This window comes from Klebsiella planticola ATCC 33531 (genome assembly GCF_000735435.1).
Lineage (GTDB): Bacteria > Pseudomonadota > Gammaproteobacteria > Enterobacterales > Enterobacteriaceae > Klebsiella > Klebsiella planticola.
In genome coordinates this window covers 26,193-44,867 of sequence record NZ_JMPP01000019.1, presented here as the reverse complement: position 1 = coordinate 44,867, position 18,675 = coordinate 26,193, and the positions used below count along the sequence as shown (strand labels likewise).

The 18,675-nt window shown below is 55.7% G+C and carries 12 protein-coding genes; 3 read left to right on the top strand and 9 right to left on the bottom strand.

Translation table 11 applies throughout. From position 1 onward, the window contains the following. Positions 1-56 precede the first annotated feature (56 nt). Together cysI and cysJ are read right to left on the bottom strand one after the other, a co-directional pair. Positions 57-1,769, bottom strand: a complete 1,713-nt coding sequence (cysI, locus tag GRPL_RS16300; RefSeq protein WP_032690956.1) for an assimilatory sulfite reductase (NADPH) hemoprotein subunit — start codon at positions 1,767-1,769, stop codon at positions 57-59. Continuing rightward, a complete protein-coding gene (gene cysJ, locus GRPL_RS16305) occupies positions 1,769-3,568 on the bottom strand; it encodes an NADPH-dependent assimilatory sulfite reductase flavoprotein subunit (RefSeq protein ID WP_032698901.1) in 1,800 nt (599 codons plus the stop codon). The genes cysI and cysJ overlap by 1 nt, the downstream gene beginning before the upstream one ends. Before the next feature lie 319 nt (positions 3,569-3,887). Between cysJ and queD the strand changes: the two genes are divergently transcribed. Further along, the gene (gene queD / locus GRPL_RS16310) at positions 3,888-4,250 is read left to right on the top strand and encodes a 6-carboxytetrahydropterin synthase QueD (protein ID WP_004866969.1); all 363 of its coding nucleotides are present in this window, start codon (positions 3,888-3,890) and stop codon (positions 4,248-4,250) included. 77 nt (positions 4,251-4,327) lie between these two features. Here the strand turns inward: queD and queE are convergent, their stop codons facing one another. Next, on the bottom strand, positions 4,328-4,999 hold the full coding sequence (gene queE, locus GRPL_RS16315) for a 7-carboxy-7-deazaguanine synthase QueE (protein ID WP_032690954.1): 672 nt from the start codon (positions 4,997-4,999) through the stop codon (positions 4,328-4,330). Positions 5,000-5,511: 512 nt separating this feature from the next. Here queE and GRPL_RS16320 point away from each other — a divergent pair. Beyond that, complete coding sequence (locus tag GRPL_RS16320; RefSeq protein WP_032698900.1) at positions 5,512-6,621, top strand: SDR family oxidoreductase; 1,110 nt, start codon at positions 5,512-5,514, stop codon at positions 6,619-6,621. An 80-nt stretch (positions 6,622-6,701) separates the two neighbouring features. Here the strand turns inward: GRPL_RS16320 and eno are convergent, their stop codons facing one another. From eno to rlmD, 5 genes are all read right to left on the bottom strand, one after another. Next, on the bottom strand, positions 6,702-8,000 hold the full coding sequence (eno, locus tag GRPL_RS16325; RefSeq protein ID WP_004124327.1) for a phosphopyruvate hydratase: 1,299 nt from the start codon (positions 7,998-8,000) through the stop codon (positions 6,702-6,704). Positions 8,001-8,080: 80 nt separating this feature from the next. Then, positions 8,081-9,718, bottom strand: coding sequence for a glutamine hydrolyzing CTP synthase (gene pyrG / locus GRPL_RS16330; RefSeq protein ID WP_032690952.1), 1,638 nt, complete (start codon positions 9,716-9,718; stop codon positions 8,081-8,083). 223 nt (positions 9,719-9,941) lie between these two features. Continuing rightward, positions 9,942-10,733: a nucleoside triphosphate pyrophosphohydrolase gene (mazG, locus tag GRPL_RS16335; RefSeq protein WP_032690951.1), complete on the bottom strand. Its 792-nt coding sequence runs from the start codon at positions 10,731-10,733 to the stop codon at positions 9,942-9,944. Positions 10,734-10,870: 137 nt separating this feature from the next. Then, positions 10,871-13,108, bottom strand: a complete 2,238-nt coding sequence (relA, locus tag GRPL_RS16340; protein WP_032690950.1) for a GTP diphosphokinase — start codon at positions 13,106-13,108, stop codon at positions 10,871-10,873. A gap of 109 nt (positions 13,109-13,217) precedes the next feature. Then, entirely contained in the window at positions 13,218-14,522 is a 1,305-nt protein-coding gene (gene rlmD, locus GRPL_RS16345; protein ID WP_032698897.1) for a 23S rRNA (uracil(1939)-C(5))-methyltransferase RlmD, read from the bottom strand. A gap of 167 nt (positions 14,523-14,689) precedes the next feature. On the opposite strand from rlmD, the gene barA reads away from it, so the two are divergent. Beyond that, positions 14,690-17,443 (top strand): two-component sensor histidine kinase BarA, encoded by a 2,754-nt coding sequence (barA, locus tag GRPL_RS16350; RefSeq protein WP_032696754.1) that lies wholly within the window; start codon positions 14,690-14,692, stop codon positions 17,441-17,443. Between the two features lie 89 nt (positions 17,444-17,532). On the opposite strand, the gene GRPL_RS16355 is transcribed toward barA, so the two are convergent. Beyond that, the gene (locus tag GRPL_RS16355; RefSeq protein ID WP_032690947.1) at positions 17,533-18,672 is read right to left on the bottom strand and encodes a glycerate kinase; all 1,140 of its coding nucleotides are present in this window, start codon (positions 18,670-18,672) and stop codon (positions 17,533-17,535) included. Positions 18,673-18,675: the final 3 nt, after the last annotated feature.

Sequence of the window (18,675 nt, the reverse complement as noted above, 5' to 3'; positions counted from 1 at the left end):
TGCCCGGCCTACAAAACCAGTACCCGATAAGCTTAGCGCTACCGGGCGATGCCGGGCTATTCCCAGAAATCACGGGCTGGGTCGAGCACCGGGCGAATGATGCCCGCACGCACCGTAAAGTCGCCGAAGCCTTCACCCGCTTCGCGCTCTTTCGCCCAGCGCCCTACCAGTTCGTCGATCGAGTCGAGAATCTCCGACTCGGTAATGTTCTCGCGATACATCCGTGGAATACGCGTCCCGCTGCGGTTACCGCCAAGATGCAGGTTGTAGCGACCCGGCGCTTTGCCCACCAGCCCGACTTCTGCCAGCATCGCACGACCGCAGCCGTTCGGGCAGCCGGTCACGCGCGTCACGATATGCTCATCGCTCACGCCGTGCTTGCCCATGATCCCGTCGACCTTATCAATAAACGACGGCAGGAAGCGTTCTGCTTCGGCCATCGCCAGCGGACAGGTCGGGAAGGAGACGCAGGCCATCGAGTTTTCACGCTGCGGGGTGACCGCATTCATCAGACCGTGGTCGCGCGCCAGTTTTTCAATCCGCGCCTTTTCCGTCTCCGGTACGCCGGCAATAATCAGGTTCTGGTTCGCCGTAATACGGAACTCGCCCTGATGGATCTTTGCGATCTCCAGCAGACCGGTTTTCAGCGGCCGGCCGGGATAATCAAGAATACGTCCGTTTTCAATAAACAGCGTCAGATGCCATTTTTTGTCGATCCCTTTGACCCAGCCGATGCGATCGCCGCGACCGGTGAACTCATACGGACGGATCGGTTCAAACTTGATCCCCGCCCGACGCTCCACTTCGGCCTTGAAGGTCTCGACGCCGACGCGCTCAAGAGTATATTTGGTTTTCGCATTTTTACGGTCGGTACGGTTGCCCCAGTCGCGCTGGGTGGTGACGACCGCTTCCGCGACCGCCAGCGTGTGCTCCAGCGGCAGATAGCCAAACTCGCTCGCCGTACGGGCGTAGGTTTTCTTGTTGCCGTGTTCAATCGACAACCCGCCGCCCACCAGCAGGTTAAAGCCCACCAGCTTGCCGTTTTCGGCAATCGCTACAAAGTTCATGTCGTTGGCGTGCAGATCGATGTCGTTCTGCGGCGGGATCACCACGGTGGTTTTGAACTTACGCGGCAGGTAGGTCTGGCCGAGGATCGGTTCTTCATCGGTGGTGGCGACCTTCTTCTGATCGAGCCAGATCTCCGCATAGGCGCGGGTACGCGGCAGCAGATGTTCGGAGATCTTTTTCGCCCACTCGTAGGCTTCGGTATGGAGCTGAGACTCGTTCGGGTTAGACGTGCACAGCACGTTACGGTTCACGTCGTTAGCGGTCGCCAGCGCGTCCAGCCCCACGTCGTGCAGCATTTCATGGGCCGGTTTCACGTTCTTTTTCAGAATACCGTGAAACTGGAAGGTCTGTCGGTTAGTCAGACGGATGCTGCCGTAAATGGTGTTCTCACCGGCAAATTTATCAATCGCCTGCCACTGTTTAGTGGTGATGACCCCGCCCGGCAGGCGGCAGCGCAGCATCATCGCATGGCGCGGTTCGAGTTTCTGCGCCGCGCGCTCGGCGCGGATATCACGGTCATCCTGCTGATACATGCCGTGGAAGCGGATCAGCAAAAAGTTATCGCCGTTGAAACCGCCAGTCAGGCCATCCTGCAAATCTTCTTTAATGGTGCCGCGCAGGAAATTGCTCTCAAGCTTCAGCCGTTCGGCATCAACCAGTTTGCCTTCGACCACCAGAGGGCCGGGGTGTTTTTCGCTCATTAGTAGACATCTCGCTGATAACGGCGCTCAACGCGCAGCTCACTTAAAAATTCGTCCGCCGCTTCGGCGTCCATCGCGCCGAATTCGGCAATCACGTCCAGTAACGTCTGCTCAACGTCTTTCGCCATACGATTGGCATCGCCGCAGACATAAATATGGGCACCGTCATTAATCCAGCGCCACAGTTCGGCCCCCTGCTCGCGCAGCTTGTCCTGAACATAGACTTTTTGTTGTTGATCGCGGGACCAGGCCAGGTCGATACGGCTCAGCACGCCTTCTTTGATATAGCGCTGCCACTCCACCTGATAGAGAAAATCTTCCGTAAAGTGCGGGTTGCCGAAGAACAGCCAGTTCTTGCCTTCCGCGCCGTCCGCCGCACGCTGCTGCATGAAGGCACGGAACGGCGCGATGCCGGTACCGGGGCCAATCATGATCACCGGCGTCTGCGGATTAGCAGGCAGGCGGAAGTTGTCGTTGTGTTCAATAAAGACGCGAACTTCGCCATCTTCTTCGACGCGGTCAGCCAGGAAACTGGACGCACCGCCGGCGCGGGCGCGGCCTTCGATGTCGTAGCGAACGGCGCCCACGGTGATATGGACTTCGCTTTCTACTTCCGCCTGCGATGAGGCAATGGAGTAGAGACGCGGGGTCAGCGGACGCAGCAGGCCAATTAACGCGTCGGCATCCAGCTGCGCCGGAGAGAAACGCACCATATCGACAATCGGCGTGGTCGCGGCGTATTGCTGGAGCTGCGCTTTATCGCCGACCAGCGGCAGCAGGGTTTCGCTGCGGGTTAAGGTGGCGTAATTCTCAACGATGTTAGCGGTATTAACCGTTAACTCGAAATGCCATTCCAGCGCTTCCGCCAGCGGCAGGGTTTTGCCGTCAACCGTGACCGGCTCATCACCCTTCAGCCACAGCAGCTCAACCAGCTCTTTCACCAGAGCCGGATCGTTCTGATACCAGACGCCCAGCGCATCGCCCGGCTGATAACGCAGCCCGGAGTCAGCGAGGTCGATTTCAATATGACGCACATCTTTTTCAGAATCGCGGCCGGTAATTTTCTGATTCACCGCCAGTGTCGCCGTCAGCGGCGCTTCTTTGGTATACGGGCTGGAGTGAATGTCATTCACCGCCCCGCTCGTCGCTCCCTGGGCCGGAGCCGCAACGGGGGCACGGGATTTCAATACTTCAACAACCCGCGCGCGCCATTCCGCCGCCGCAGGCTGGTACTCGACGTCTGCATCAACGCGATCCAGCAGACGCTCCCCGCCCAGTTCAGCCAGACGACTGTCAAAGTCTTTCCCGGACTGGCAGAAGAATTCGTAAGAGGTATCGCCTAAGCCAAATACCGCAAAGGCGGTACCCTCAAGCTTCGGCGCTTTTTTGGAAAACAGGAATTTATGCAGCGCAACGGCCTCTTCCGGCGACTCGCCCTCACCTTGCGTCGACGTCACGATAACCAGCAGCTTTTCGGAGGCAATTTGTTTGAATTTATAGTCGCCTGCGTTCACCAGTTTCACGTTCAGCTGCGCGGCGATCAGATCGTCACGCAGCGCTTCAGCCACGCGGCGTGCGTTGCCGGTTTGCGATGCTGAAATCAGCGTAATGCCCGGCATTTCTGCAGCCTGAGCAGGAACCGCTGTTGCCGCGCCGGAGTGCTGATTCAGCACGCCCCAAAAGTAGCCCGAAACCCAGGCAAGCTGAGTCGGGGTGAAGTCTGTCGTGGCCGCCTGAAGGCGCGCCAGTTGCTCCGGGTTCAGCGGGAGCAAATTGGAAGGTGGGGCCTGTGTCGTCATGCGTCGTTATGTTCCAGTAAGCAAAGCTGTTATTCGCACCCTGTCAGCGCGGCAAAAACAGAAGAGAATGTAAGGTTAACGGCGCTGATAGTAACAATTAAAGAAGGGATGGAAATAACAAATAACCAAATGGACTAACCTGTTTTAGTTATAGTTATTAACAACAAAAACGATTAATCAACTCTATGAAATTAAAAAGGATATTACGTTACCCGTGGGCAAATACGTCGATATTTCGCCCAGGGCCGTTTTAGTTAATGATAAAAAAACCGCTTTCCGGTACCCTACGGCGGTTTTTTTGTCTTATTGAGAGTAAAAGATGTCCACCACCCTGTTTAAAGATTTCACCTTCGAAGCCGCCCATCACCTGCCTCACGTACCGGAAGGTCATAAGTGCGGTCGCCTGCACGGCCACTCTTTTATGGTGCGCCTGGAGATTACCGGTGAAGTCGATCCCCACACGGGCTGGATCATGGATTTTGCCGAGCTCAAGGCCGCGTTTAAACCGACCTACGATCGCCTGGATCACTACTATCTGAACGATATTCCTGGTCTGGAAAACCCAACCAGCGAAGTGCTGGCGAAGTGGATTTGGCAGCAGATGAAACCGCTGGTGCCGCTGCTGAGCGCCGTAATGATCAAAGAGACCTGTACCGCAGGCTGTATCTATCGCGGCGAATGATGCGCTGGCCGGGAGCGGACGTTTCCTGGCCGCAGAACAGAAAGGCCCGGTGCGCAGCCTGCGACCGGGCCTTTTTATCAGGCAATGTTCAGATATTTATGCGTCTGCATCGATAACCGCCAGTTACGGGCAATACAGGTCTCGATACACAGACGCGTGGCGTCGTCTTTCTGACTGATGGGCTGCAGGGCGATGATGCGCGGTTTTTCATCGCTCAGCGTTTCCAGCAGTTCATCCAGCGCTTCGATATCCCGCACGCGCCCTACCGGATGCTTAATTTCATCCGCACGCAGCAGGGCTTGCGACAGCACATCATAGCCACCGCGCATATTGACCTTTGGCGATACCGTCACCCAGGTATTGGGGCTGCAGCGCACTTCATGGGTACCGCTGGTTTCAATCTGGCAGCTGAATCCGTTCTGCTCCAGCAGCGTGGTCAGCGGGGTTAAATCGTGGATGCAGGGTTCGCCGCCGGTGATGACCACGTGACGTGCGGTCCAGTCCTGACGCCCGATGATCGCCAGCAGGTCTTCGCCGCTTGCCGGGCCCCATTTATCACTCTCTTTGGTTTTCGCCAGAATACTAAACAGCGACACTTCCCGATCCGCAAGCTTATCCCAGGTATGTTTGGTATCGCACCAGGCGCAACCAACCGGGCATCCCTGCAGACGAATAAAAATGGCAGGCACGCCGGTGAAGTAACCCTCGCCTTGCAAGGTCTGGAACATCTCGTTAATCGGGTACTGCATAATCATCTCTGTTTAGGTTCGAAACGCGCATTATCGCAGATTTAGCGGCCGAGGTCTTGTCCTCAGCGGCGATTATCAACGCGCTGTTGTTGCTGAAATCAGACTAAGATTATAGCCTGTTGAGCAATACCAAACGATCTCTTCCGCTTTATTTCCCGCTGCCTTTAAAGACCTTCAGCGACGGGAGAAATAAATCGCCTCGACTTATTTCTGCATGTATTACGTTTTTTATACGGCGACTTTTGATGTAACTAAATATGTTTAAAATTACCTTTAAACAACGATGACAACACCATTCAGAATATAACAATAACTATAAAAATCATATATGTACAAATGGAAACATGAAAAACAGAATCTTCCTCACTCCGCAGATGTCCAATGCTATTCACGCCCGTTCGTAACCTTAATTCTGGCTTAAGAAAGCCTTCCGGCTCGCCATTTTCCATTGACTCACCGTTTAGTTTCAGCCGCCTAGAATCCAGCCGACCAACCATGATGAGACGGCGTTCATGAATACATTATTAATTACAGGCGTTACCGGTTTTCTGGGGGGAGCGGTTTTAGAGAATATCCTGAACCAAAATAACGGGATGAATCTGCTGCTTTTAGTTCGAGCCGATAATGATGACGCGGCGCTTGCCCGGGTCAAAGAAAACATGCGCAAGTTCAATGTCTCTGAGGAGAAACTGGCGGCGCTGGGCACGCAACATATTCTCGCGGGCGATTTGGCTAACCCCGCAGAATTCCTCTGCGACCCACGTCTGGAGCAGGTGACTCACGTGCTCAACTGCGCGGCTGTCGCCTCCTTTGGCAATAACCCGCTCATCTGGAAGGTGAACGTGGAAGGCACTCTGCAGTTTGCCCAGCGTATGTCCCGGGTTGCCGGACTACAGCGCTTCCTGCATGTGGGTACGGCCATGTCATGTTCCCCTGAGCCCGATTCTCTGGTCGCGGAAAGCGCCGAGTTTCGCGAGCGTGCCGAACACCTTGTCGAATACACCCACTCTAAATCAACAATCGAGCAGCTGATGCAGCAGACCTGCCCGACGCTTCCGTTGACGATTGCCCGTCCCTCGATTGTGGTGGGCCATACTCATCACGGCTGTCAGCCCTCCAGCAGTATCTTCTGGGTATTCAGCATGGGTTTAATGCTGCAAAAATTCCTCTGCTCAATGGAAGACCGGATCGATGTGATTCCGGTCGACTATTGCGCCGATGCGCTGATGATGCTGCTTGATAACCAGCTTGCGCAGGGGGAAGTCGTGCATATTTCGGCAGGTGAAGAAAATAGCGTGAAATTCGCGGAGATCGATCGCGCCATGGCCTCTGCGCTGGAGCAGGTGCCCGTCGGCGACAGGTATGCGCAGGTCAGCTATGAGGCGCTGGTCAAGATGCGCCGCGAACTGAAGGATATCTTCGGCCCCTGCAATGAACGTCTGATGCTCAAAGCCATGCGCCTCTATGGCGCCTTCGCTACCCTTAACGTACGCTTCAGCAACGATAAGCTGCTCAGCATGGGCATGCCGAAGCCGCCGCGCTTTACCGATTATATCGATCGCTGCGTGCAGACCACCCGCGGGCTTTCGATTCCGCAGCAGATGGCGGTCGACTTTAAGTAATTATCGGCGCGAAGGTAAAAGCGAGGGTAAAAAAAATGCCAGTCCGAAGACTGGCATTTTCATATCAGAGAAAGACGGGCTTATGCCTGACCTTTGATCTCTTTACGACCGTTGTACGGTGCTTTTTCGCCCAGCGCTTCTTCGATACGAATCAGCTGGTTGTATTTAGCAACGCGGTCAGAACGGCTCATAGAACCGGTTTTGATCTGGCCTGCAGCGGTACCAACAGCCAGGTCAGCAATGGTCGCGTCTTCAGTTTCGCCAGAACGGTGAGAGATAACGGCAGTGTAGCCAGCGTCTTTCGCCATTTTGATCGCAGCCAGAGTTTCGGTCAGAGAACCGATCTGGTTGAATTTGATCAGGATGGAGTTAACGATGCCTTTCTCAATACCTTCTTTCAGGATCTTGGTGTTGGTTACGAACAGATCGTCACCAACCAGCTGGATTTTGTCGCCCAGGACTTTAGTCTGGTATGCGAAGCCATCCCAGTCAGATTCGTCCAGACCGTCTTCGATAGAGACGATCGGGTACTGTTTGGTCAGCTCTTCCAGGAAGTGAGTGAACTCTTCAGAGGTGAACGCTTTGTTGCCTTCGCCAGCCAGAACGTATTTACCGTCTTTGTAGAATTCAGACGCTGCGCAGTCCATCGCCAGAGTGATGTCTTTGCCCAGCTCGTAACCTGCTGCTTTAACCGCTTCAGCGATAACAGCCAGAGCTTCTGCGTTGGAACCCAGGTTCGGCGCGTAGCCGCCTTCGTCACCAACTGCAGTGTTCATACCTTTCGCTTTCAGAACTTTAGCCAGGTTGTGGAACACTTCAGAACCCATACGTACGGCTTCTTTCAGGGATTTAGCGCCAACCGGCTGAATCATAAATTCCTGGATGTCGACGTTGTTGTCAGCGTGCTCACCACCGTTGATGATGTTCATCATCGGAACCGGCATGGAGTATTTGCCCGGAGTGCCGTTCAGCTCAGCGATGTGTTCGTACAGCGGCTGGCCTTTAGAGGCAGCGGCTGCTTTGGCGTTAGCCAGGGACACAGCCAGAATTGCGTTCGCACCGAAGTTAGATTTGTTTTCAGTACCGTCCAGGTCGATCATGATTTTATCGATGCCAGCCTGATCTTTGGCGTCTTTGCCAAGGATAGCCTGAGCGATCGGGCCGTTGACAGCGCCAACAGCTTTCAGTACGCCTTTACCCATGAAACGGGATTTGTCGCCATCGCGCAGTTCCAGCGCTTCGCGGGAACCAGTAGAAGCACCTGACGGAGCTGCTGCCATACCAACGAAACCACCTTCCAGGTGTACTTCGGCTTCAACAGTCGGGTTACCACGGGAGTCGATGATTTCACGACCGATGACTTTAACGATTTTGGACATTAGGTTTTCCTCAGTACAAGTTAAACTAAAACTCCAGACAAACAATGCACCCGAATGGGTGCATTGCCGTTCTAACTCTTTTACTTCGCCTGACGCTTTTGATACTCGCTTGCCGCTTTCACAAAACCTGCAAACAGCGGATGGCCATCACGCGGCGTCGAAGTAAACTCCGGATGGAACTGACAAGCAACGAACCACGGATGATTCGGTACTTCGATGATCTCGACCAACTGATCATCCCCGGAACGGCCCGCAACACGCAGGCCCGCATTTTCAATCGGTTTCAACAACATGTTGTTGACTTCATAGCGGTGACGATGTCGTTCAGTGATGGTCGGCTCGCCGTACAGCTGGCGAACCAGGCTCGCGTCGTCCAGCTGGCACTGCTGCGCGCCCAGGCGCATGGTGCCGCCGAGGTCGCTCTTCTCAGAGCGCACTTCAACGTTGCCTTCTTCATCACGCCATTCAGTAATGAGTGCCACTACCGGGTACTTACAGTCTGGCACAAATTCTGTGGAGTTGGCGTTTTCCATCCCCGCTACGTTGCGCGCGAACTCAATCAGCGCAACCTGCATACCCAGGCAAATACCCAGATACGGAATATTATTTTCACGCGCGTAGCGCGCAGTGGCGATCTTGCCTTCAACACCGCGGTAGCCGAAGCCGCCAGGGATCAGGATAGCGTCCAGATTCTTCAGAATTTCGACGCCGCGCGTTTCCACATCCTGCGAATCGATCAGCTTGATGTTAACGGTCACGCGGTTTTTCAGACCACCATGTTTCAGCGCTTCAATCACGGACTTGTACGCGTCCGGCAGTTCAATGTACTTGCCGACCATACCGATCGTGACTTCACCTGCCGGGTTAGCTTCTTCGTAAATCACCTGCTCCCATTCGGCCAGGTTCGCTTCCGGACAGTTTAAGCTGAATCGTTTACAAATATAATCGTCCAGCCCCTGAGATTTCAACAGGCCTGGAATTTTATAAATGGAATCGACATCTTTCATTGAAATAACGGCTTTTTCTGGCACGTTACAGAACAATGCAATTTTTGCACGTTCGTTAGCCGGGATCGCACGATCGGAACGGCAAACCAGAATGTCAGGCTGAATACCGATAGACAGCAGCTCTTTTACCGAGTGCTGAGTCGGTTTGGTTTTGACTTCACCAGCAGCTGCCAGATAAGGCACCAGGGTCAGGTGCATGAACAGCGCGTGTTCACGACCGATATCCACTGCCAGCTGGCGAATCGCTTCCAGGAACGGCAGGGATTCGATATCACCGACGGTACCACCGATTTCAACCAGCACCACGTCGTGACCTTCGCCACCCGCCAGAACGCGTTCTTTGATCGCGTTAGTGATATGCGGAATAACCTGTACGGTTGCGCCCAGATAGTCACCGCGGCGCTCTTTACGCAGAACGTCGGAGTAAATACGCCCGGTGGTGAAGTTGTTGCGGCGGCTCATTTTGGTACGAATGAAGCGCTCGTAGTGACCCAGGTCCAGATCGGTTTCAGCGCCGTCTTCAGTAACGAACACTTCCCCGTGTTGGATTGGGCTCATGGTGCCCGGATCGACGTTGATGTACGGATCCAGTTTCATCATGGTTACGTTAAGCCCACGGGCTTCGAGAATAGCGGCCAGGGAGGCTGCGGCAATGCCTTTACCCAGAGAGGATACGACCCCGCCGGTCACAAAAATATAGTTCGTTGTCATGCTGAACCTGAGAAGTTAGGGTGAAACGATGGAATAACCAGGACGGGAAAGTAGTATACCCGAACACGACGAGCGCCACAAACTTTCATTCTCCGTCTCCTTTCCAGGTCATGACAAACATAAGGAGTGAGAAAATAGCCCCTTTTGGGTAAATGTTTTTGACGCAAATCAAGCGCTTGTCATTTAAAAAATCACACAAATAGCGCTTGATCGCAAAATTTCGTTAGAGATCAGTTTCCTGGCGTTTTACCTCTTGCCACACTTCTTCCATGATATCGAGGTCTACGCCGGTCATCTCCAGTCCGCGGGCGGCGACAATTCGTTCAACTTCCCGGAAACGACGTTCGAATTTGAGGTTCGCTTTCTGCAAGGCGACTTCAGCTTTTACCCCTAAATGGCGGGATAAATTGACCGTTGCGAACAGCAGATCGCCCATTTCCTCCTCCAGTTTAGCTTCATCTACGACCGCCTGCTGCGCCTCGTGCATGACCTCATCGATCTCTTCATGCACTTTATCCAGCACCGGGCCGAGCGAGGTCCAGTCAAAGCCGACTGCCGAGCAGCGACGCTGAATTTTATGCGCGCGCATCAGCGCCGGCAGGCTGTGCGGAATATCGTCCAGCGCGGAATGCTGCGCCTTTTCCGCACGCTCAGCGCTTTTTATTTGCTCCCAGCGCGCCAGCACTTCGGCGCTATTGCCGGCAGTAGCATCGCCGAAGATATGCGGATGACGGCGCTCGAGCTTGTCGCTGATGGCGGCACAGATGTCGTCAAATGCGAAGCGGCCCTCTTCCTGTGCCATCTGGGCGTAGAACACCACCTGAAACAGCAGGTCACCCAGCTCTCCGCGCAGATCGTCAAAATCTTCACGGGCGATGGCATCCAGCACTTCGTACGTCTCTTCAAGGGTATACGGGGCGATGGTGGCGAAGGTCTGCTCTTTGTCCCACGGACAGCCGTTTTCCGGATCACGCAGGCGTTTCATAATGGCAAGCAGGCGATCGATTTGGGTCATAGTGATTCCTTGCAACATATTGGTTTTATTTATCTTCCCCGGATAAAACATGGGGAAAAATCAGCGAGGTTCGCGGAGAAACGACGCGCAAAACCCTCTCTCCATCGGAGAGAGGGTCAGCATGGGAGGAAAAGCAGTTAGCCGCCGTGCAGGCGGCGGGCATCAATCACATCCGGAACCTGATTCAGTTTCCCGAGCACGCGGCCGAGAACCTGCAGGTTGTAGATTTCAATGTTCATATCGATGGTAGCCAGCTGCTGTTTGGTGTCACTGCGGCTGGCTACGCCAAGCACGTTTACTTTTTCGTTAGCCAGAATGGTGGTGATATCGCGCAGCAGGCCGCTACGATCGTTTGCCACCACGCGGACGACCAGCGAGTAGCCCGCGGAGTAGCTTTCTCCCCAGACCGCGTCAACGATACGCTCCGGGGCGTGCGATTGCAGCTCAGCCAGCTGATCGCAGTCCGCCCGGTGAACGGAAATTCCGCGCCCCTGGGTGATGAAACCGACGATCTCGTCGCCTGGAATCGGCTGACAGCAGCGGGCGATGTGGTGCATCAGGTTGCCCACGCCCTCCACCACAACGCGACCGTTATCTTTGCTGCGATTCTGCGGCGCCCAGGTTTTCTGCTGCAGTTGTTTCAACGCCGCCGCATCCTGCTCTTCGGCGCTCGGCTTATTGAACTGCGACTGCAGGAAGTTGACCATCTGGTTAAGGCGGATATCTCCGCCGCCAATGGCCGCCAGCAGCTCATCCAGCTCATTGAAGTTGTAGCGCGGCAGCAGATGCTTCTCTGCCTCCTTGAGGCTAATCCCCAGATGCTCAAGCTCATCATCGAGAATCTGCCGCCCGGCGAGAATATTCTTGTCGCGATCCTGCTTACGGAACCAGGCGTGGATTTTGGAACGTCCGCGGCTGGTCGTGACATAGCCGAGGTTGGGGTTCAGCCAGTCGCGGCTAGGGTTTGGCTGTTTCTGGGTAATGATTTCAATCTGATCGCCCATTTGCAGCTGATAGGTAAAGGGGACAATGCGCCCGCTGATTTTGGCGCCGATGCAGCGGTGGCCGACGTCGCTATGGATATGGTAGGCAAAGTCGAGCGGCGTGGAGCCGGCAGGTAAATCGACCACATCGCCTTTTGGCGTAAAGACGTACACCCGATCGTCAAAGACCTGGCTGCGCACCTCATCGAGCATTTCGCCGGAGTCGGCCATCTCTTCCTGCCAGGCGATCAGCTTACGCAGCCAGGCGATACGATCTTCATAGCCACGTCCGCCGCCTGCCGCCGCTCCGGCGCCTTCTTTGTACTTCCAGTGCGCGGCGACGCCCAGCTCCGCATCTTCATGCATCTGCCGGGTACGAATCTGGATCTCCACCGTTTTACCGCCCGGCCCCAGCACCACGGTATGAATCGACTGATAGCCATTTGGTTTTGGGTTGGCAACGTAATCATCGAACTCATCCGGCAGATGGCGATAGTGAGTGTGTACTATCCCCAGTGCGGCATAGCAGTCCTGCAGGCGCTCCGCGACAATACGTACCGCGCGCACATCAAACAGCTCATCAAAGGTGAGGTGTTTTTTCTGCATTTTCCGCCAGATACTGTAGATGTGCTTCGGTCGGCCATAGACTTCAGCCTTCACGCCTTCGGTTTTCATTTCTGAACGCAGATGACCGACGAACTCATCAATGTAGTGTTCACGATCGATGCGACGCTCGTGCAGCAGTTTGGCAATACGCTTATATTCGTCGGGATGCAGGTAACGGAAGCAATAATCTTCCAGCTCCCATTTCAGTTGGCCAATGCCTAAACGGTTGGCCAGCGGGGCGTAGATATTGGTGCACTCTTTGGCCGCCAGCACGCGTTCATCTTCGGGCTCATCTTTGACTTCCCGCAGGTGGGCGATACGTTCAGCCAGCTTGATGACCACGCAGCGGAAGTCGTCGACCATCGCAAGCAGCATGCGGCGAATATTATCGACCTGCTCGGATGAGACCGAGTCGGTATGGGTGGCTTTAAGCTGGCGAATCGCCGCCATATCGCGCACGCCGTGAATCAATGTCACGACGGACTTACCGACGCTCTCCTGCATCACCTCTTCGGTGACGACATTGCCATCCGCCAGCGGGAACAGCATCGCGGCCCGCAGCGTATCGATATCCATGCTCAGCGTAGAAAGGATTTCCACCATCTCGACGCCGCGCCATAAGAGCAGATCCGCTCGAGGATGTCCCTGCGTTTTCTCGCGACAATAGTCCCAGGTTTCGGCTAAGCGTTCACACGACTGCTGGCTGGAAATTCCCAGACTCGCGATCCATTTCTTCGGGTCAAATTCACCAGCTTTATTTAAATGTGCACTTCTTACCGCAACCATTGTCCTCTCCTTAAGGGACCTGGCCTGCCGAAGTCGGCAAGCCTCAACGTTGACACTTCATCCTTCAGTACGCCGGGGGGTTGGCTGCCTCGGCTTGATCCGAACGATTCTATGTATCTCTGTGCTCAAACAACACCATTGATTCCAGATGTCCGGTATGCGGGAACATGTCCAGCATCGCCAGGCGTTGAATCTGATACCCCGCCTGCAGCAGCAGGTCGCTATCGCGCGCCAGGGTCGCCGGATTACAGGAGACATAGACGACGCGACGCGGGGCAAGTTTTATAATGTGTGACATAACGCCCGGCGCTCCGGCTCGCGCCGGGTCGAGTAATATTTTATCAAAACCATGCTGCGCCCAGGCCTGGCGGGTCACATCTTCTTCCAGATTTTCATGAAAGAATGTCACGTTGTGCAACTGATTGAGCGCGGCATTTTCCCGCCCTTTCTCGACCAGCGCCGGGACGCCTTCAACGCCCACGACATTGGCCGCGCGCGTAGCCAGCGGCAGAGTAAAATTCCCCATGCCGCAGAACAGATCGAGGACCCGATCCTGAGGCTGAATATCCAGCCACGCCAGCGCCGTTTGCACCATCAGCTGATTGACGCCATCGTTCACCTGGATAAAGTCGCGCGGGCTAAACATTAAGCGTAGCCCGTCTGAGGTATACCATGGGGCTTCCCCACTAATATGTTCCAGTATCTCGCTTTGCGGCGCCAGGTACAGCGCGAGACCGTGAGATTGCGAAAATCGTTCCAGTTTTTCTCTATCGCCGGCCGGTAACGCTGCCGTGTGGCGCAGGACCATCAACGGGCCATTGTCCGCCAGCACCAGCTCAACATGCCCGAGCTGACTCGGCGATTTCAGACCGGACAAACACTCGCGCACCGCCGGCAGCAACGCCTCAAGATCGGGCGCCAAAATGGGGCACTGCACCACGTTGATAATGTCGCTGGAGCCCGCCTGACGAAAGCCCATCTGTAATTGTTGGGTCTTTGGCTGATAATTCAAGCTCAGACGTGCGCGCCGACGATATCCCCACGGCGAAGCGGCTATAATGTCGTCGACATCCCGTTTCATCAGCCGGGCAAGCGCGGCGCGTTTACTTTGCTGCTGGAGCTCAACGCTGGCATGCTGTTGCTGGCAGCCGCCGCAGGTACCGAAATGCGGGCAGCGCGGCGCCTGGCGCTGCGGGCTGTCATTAAGACGGCGTTTAACCTGCGCCCGGGAGTACTGTTTTTTGTCTTCAACGACGACAACTTCAGCCTGTTCCTGGGGCAATAAGCCATTAACAAATAGCGCTTTACCATGGTGACGAGCAACGCCCTGACCAAAGGGATCGAGGTCATTGACTGTAACGGTTATGATCTGGCGCGTCGTCACACGCCGTTTTGCAGAGTAGAATTGCGCCATCGTAGAGATTTGTCTCAATCAAATAAACTGACTCTATACACGAGTCCATTCAAGGTGCATCTGGGCAGCCAGTAAGCGTTCCGGCGGCGAAGGTCGCCCCGTCGCCGAAACCGCCAACGCAGAGGCACTTGATGGATGAAGAGTATATTCTCCCATAACGGAACCGCATGACCAACTACAGCCTACGTGCCCGCATGATGATTCTTATCCTGGCGCCAACCGTACTCATCGGTTTGTTGCTCAGCATTTTCTTCGTCGCGCATCGCTATCACGACCTACAGCGTCAGCTGGAAGACGCCGGAGCCAGTATTATTGAACCCCTGGCGGTCTCCAGTGAATATGGCATGAATCTGCAAAACCGCGAGTCTATCGGCCAGCTGATTAGCGTGCTGCATCGCCGTCATTCCGATATCGTACGCGCTATTTCCATTTACGATTCGCAAAACAGGCTGTTCGTCACCTCCAATTTTCAACTCAATCCCAGCGAGCTGCGTCTGGAAAATGGGGAAAAATTTCCTCGCCAGCTGAGCGCGGTGCGCAAGGGCGACGTTATGATTTTGCGTACGCCTATCGTCTCGGAAAGTTATTCACCCGATGAATCACCGATGACCGATGCCAAAATGCCCGGCAACATGCTGGGCTATGTCGCCCTCGAACTGGATCTCAAATCGGTGCGGCTGCAGCAGTACAAAGAGATTTTCATCTCCAGCGTCATGATGCTGTTCTGTATCGGCATCGCGCTGATCTTCGGCTGGCGCCTGATGCGCGACGTCACCGGGCCGATCCGCAATATGGTGAATACCGTCGACCGCATTCGTCGCGGCCAGCTCGACAGCCGCGTCGAAGGGTTTATGCTCGGCGAACTGGATATGCTGAAAAACGGCATCAACTCCATGGCCATGTCGCTGGCGGCCTACCACGAAGAGATGCAGCACAATATCGACCAGGCAACCTCCGATCTGCGCGAAACCCTTGAGCAGATGGAGATTCAGAACGTTGAGCTGGATCTGGCGAAGAAGCGCGCCCAGGAAGCGGCCCGCATCAAATCAGAATTCCTCGCCAATATGTCTCATGAGCTACGAACGCCGCTCAATGGCGTCATTGGCTTTACCCGCCTGACCCTGAAGACCGATTTAAATACCACTCAGCGCGACCACCTCACCACGATCGAGCGCTCGGCGAACAACCTGCTCGCTATCATTAACGACGTGCTGGACTTCTCGAAGCTGGAAGCGGGTAAACTGATACTTGAGAGCATCCCGTTCCTGCTGCGTAATGCGCTGGATGAGGTCATGACTCTGCTGGCGCACTCCGCTCACGATAAGGGGCTGGAGCTGACGCTGAACATCAAAAATGATGTTCCGGACAATATTATCGGCGACCCTCTGCGCCTGCAGCAGATCATCACCAACCTGGTGGGCAATGCCATCAAGTTTACCGAACATGGCAATATTGATGTTCTGGTCGAACAGCGCGCGTTGAGCAACACCAGCGTACAAATCGAAATTCAAATCCACGATACCGGGATCGGCATCCCCGAGCGCGATCAGTCCCGCCTGTTCCAGGCATTCCGCCAGGCCGATGCCAGCATTTCCCGCCGCCACGGCGGCACCGGGCTCGGGCTGGTGATAACCCAGCGGCTGGTAAGAGAGATGGGCGGCGATATCTCATTCCACAGCCAGCCGAATCGCGGCTCCACGTTCTGGTTCCATATCAACCTCGACCTCAATCCCAACGCGGTTCAGGAGAGCCCGTTAACCCATGGTCTGGCGGGCAAAACGCTGGCCTACATCGAGGCCAATGCGGCGGCGGCGCAGTGCACCATGGAGCTGCTGACGACCCTGCCGCTGGAGGTGGTCTACAGCCCGACGTTTTCCGCGCTGCCGGAAGCCCACTACGACATCCTGCTGGCCGGTCTTCCGGTATCGATGCGTGACCTGAGTCAGCAAAAGGATAACCTGGCGAAAGCCTGCGCCATGGCCGACTACTTACTGCTGGCGCTCCCCTGCCATGCGCAGATCAATGCCGAAACCCTGAAGCAAGACGGCGTTGCCGCCTGCCTGCTCAAACCGCTGACCGCCACGCGGTTAATCCCGGCGCTCACCGCCTCCTGCCGCGCCAGGACACCAATCGTCCTGCCCCATTCTGACAGCAGTAAGCTACCGATGACGGTGATGGCGGTAGATGATAATCCGGCGAACCTGAAGCTTATCGGCGTGCTGCTGGAAGATCTGGTCCAGCACGTCACGCTGTGTGATAGCGGCCAGCGCGCCGTAGAGCAGGCTAAGGAGATGCAGCTGGATCTGATTCTGATGGATATTCAGATGCCGGATATGGACGGCATTCGCGCCTGCGAGCTGATTCGCCACCTTCCTCATCAGCAACAAACGCCGGTGATCGCCGTCACCGCCCACGCGTTTGACGGGCAAAAAGAGAAGCTGATGAAGGCCGGGATGAACGACTACCTGGCGAAGCCCATCGAAGAGGATAAGCTGCACAGCCTGCTACTGCGCTATCAGCCGGGAAAGCATAGCGCGCCGCTGCGGGCAGCGGAACCTGTCGAACCGCCCATCGACTACAACGTAACGCTCAACTGGCAGCTGGCGCTACGCCAGGCCGCCATGAAACCGGATCTGGCGCGGGAGATGCTGCAAATGCTGATCGCCTTTATGCCAGAAGTGCGTAATAAAGTGGAAGAACAGCTGGTTGGCGAAGAGCCTGAGGGGCTGCTGGATTTGATTCATAAGCTCCACGGCAGCTGCAGCTATAGCGGAGTGCCACGGCTGAAAAAACTGTGCCAGACCCTCGAAAGCCAGCTGCGCGGCGGAACCGCCGCCGAAGAGCTGGAGCCGGAGCTGCTGGAACTGCTGGATGAAATGGATAATGTCACGCGGGAAGCGTGCAAAATGCTGGGCATATAAATCCTCTTCCCCGGATAGCCCGGCGCCTGTCCGGGCGTCCATGTAAAGGGTATCGCCCCGGCAGGCATCACGCGACCGGGGAAACCGTCTTACAGCTTGCGTCCCATGTTCAGCACCGCGGCAACATTCCTCGCCGTCATGCGTACGTTTTCTGCCGCGTTCTCCAGCGCCTCCTCCAGAGTACAGACCGAATAGATCACGCTGAATACCGCATCCAGCCCGTGCTGGTGAACAATCCCCACATCAGCGGTCAGGCTGCCGGCAATAGCAATAACCGGTACGTTATAGCGCTGCGCAACCTTTGCCACTCCCACCGGCACCTTGCCATGGATCGTCTGACTGTCAATACGCCCTTCACCAGTAATCACCAGATCTGCGTCCGCCACCAGCTCCGCCAGATGCAGCGCATCAGTCACAATCTCGATCCCTGGACGCAGTCGCGCGCCACAGAAAGCATACAGGGCGGCGCCCATACCGCCTGCCGCACCACCGCCCTCAAGATGAAGTACGTCGACGGCTAAATCGCGTTGAATGATGCGCGCATAGTGCGCCAGCGCGCGGTCGAGACGGACAATCATCTCTGCCGTCGCCCCTTTTTGCGGCCCAAATACCGCCGTAGCGCCTTCCGGACCCGTTAGCGGATTGGTCACGTCGCAGGCCACATCGATGCGGCAATCGGCCAGCCGGCTATCCAGTTCGCTCAGATCGATTCGCGCCAGCTGTTCCAGCGCGCCGCCGCCGGAGGCAATCTGTTGATTATCCGCCGTCAGTAACTTTCCGCCCAGCGCCTGTACCATGCCGGCGCCGCCGTCATTCGTCGCGCTACCGCCGATACCGATAATAATCTGCTGTACGCCGGCATCCAGCGCGTGGCGAATCAGTTCCCCGGTGCCCCAGGTGGTCGTTAACAATGGGTTACGGCACGCCGGCGGGACGCTTTCCAGTCCGCTGGCCGCCGCCATTTCAATAAAAGCGCAGCGTTCATCGCCGGAAAGGCCGTAAAAAGCGTCTACCGGTTGGTTCAACGGACCGGTAACCGTAACCTGCACCAGACGCCCCTGAGTGGCGGCTACCATCGCTTCGACGGTCCCTTCGCCGCCATCGGCAACGGGCAACTTGACATACTCCGCATCAGGATAAATCTCCTGAAACCCCGCTTCTATCGCCGTCGCAACATCCAGGGCACTCAGGCTCTCCTTGTATGAATCCGGTGCAATCACTATTTTCATCCG

Coding starts and splice junctions, on each gene's coding strand:
- pyrG (WP_032690952.1), bottom strand. CDS start 9,718: ATGACAACGAACTATATTTTTGTGACCGGCGGGGTCGTATCCTCTCTG.
- cysJ (WP_032698901.1), bottom strand. CDS start 3,568: ATGACGACACAGGCCCCACCTTCCAATTTGCTCCCGCTGAACCCGGAG.
- queD (WP_004866969.1), top strand. CDS start 3,888: ATGTCCACCACCCTGTTTAAAGATTTCACCTTCGAAGCCGCCCATCAC.
- cysI (WP_032690956.1), bottom strand. CDS start 1,769: ATGAGCGAAAAACACCCCGGCCCTCTGGTGGTCGAAGGCAAACTGGTT.
- mazG (WP_032690951.1), bottom strand. CDS start 10,733: ATGACCCAAATCGATCGCCTGCTTGCCATTATGAAACGCCTGCGTGAT.
- GRPL_RS16320 (WP_032698900.1), top strand. CDS start 5,512: ATGAATACATTATTAATTACAGGCGTTACCGGTTTTCTGGGGGGAGCG.
- barA (WP_032696754.1), top strand. CDS start 14,690: ATGACCAACTACAGCCTACGTGCCCGCATGATGATTCTTATCCTGGCG.
- eno (WP_004124327.1), bottom strand. CDS start 8,000: ATGTCCAAAATCGTTAAAGTCATCGGTCGTGAAATCATCGACTCCCGT.
- relA (WP_032690950.1), bottom strand. CDS start 13,108: ATGGTTGCGGTAAGAAGTGCACATTTAAATAAAGCTGGTGAATTTGAC.
- GRPL_RS16355 (WP_032690947.1), bottom strand. CDS start 18,672: ATGAAAATAGTGATTGCACCGGATTCATACAAGGAGAGCCTGAGTGCC.
- queE (WP_032690954.1), bottom strand. CDS start 4,999: ATGCAGTACCCGATTAACGAGATGTTCCAGACCTTGCAAGGCGAGGGT.
- rlmD (WP_032698897.1), bottom strand. CDS start 14,522: ATGGCGCAATTCTACTCTGCAAAACGGCGTGTGACGACGCGCCAGATC.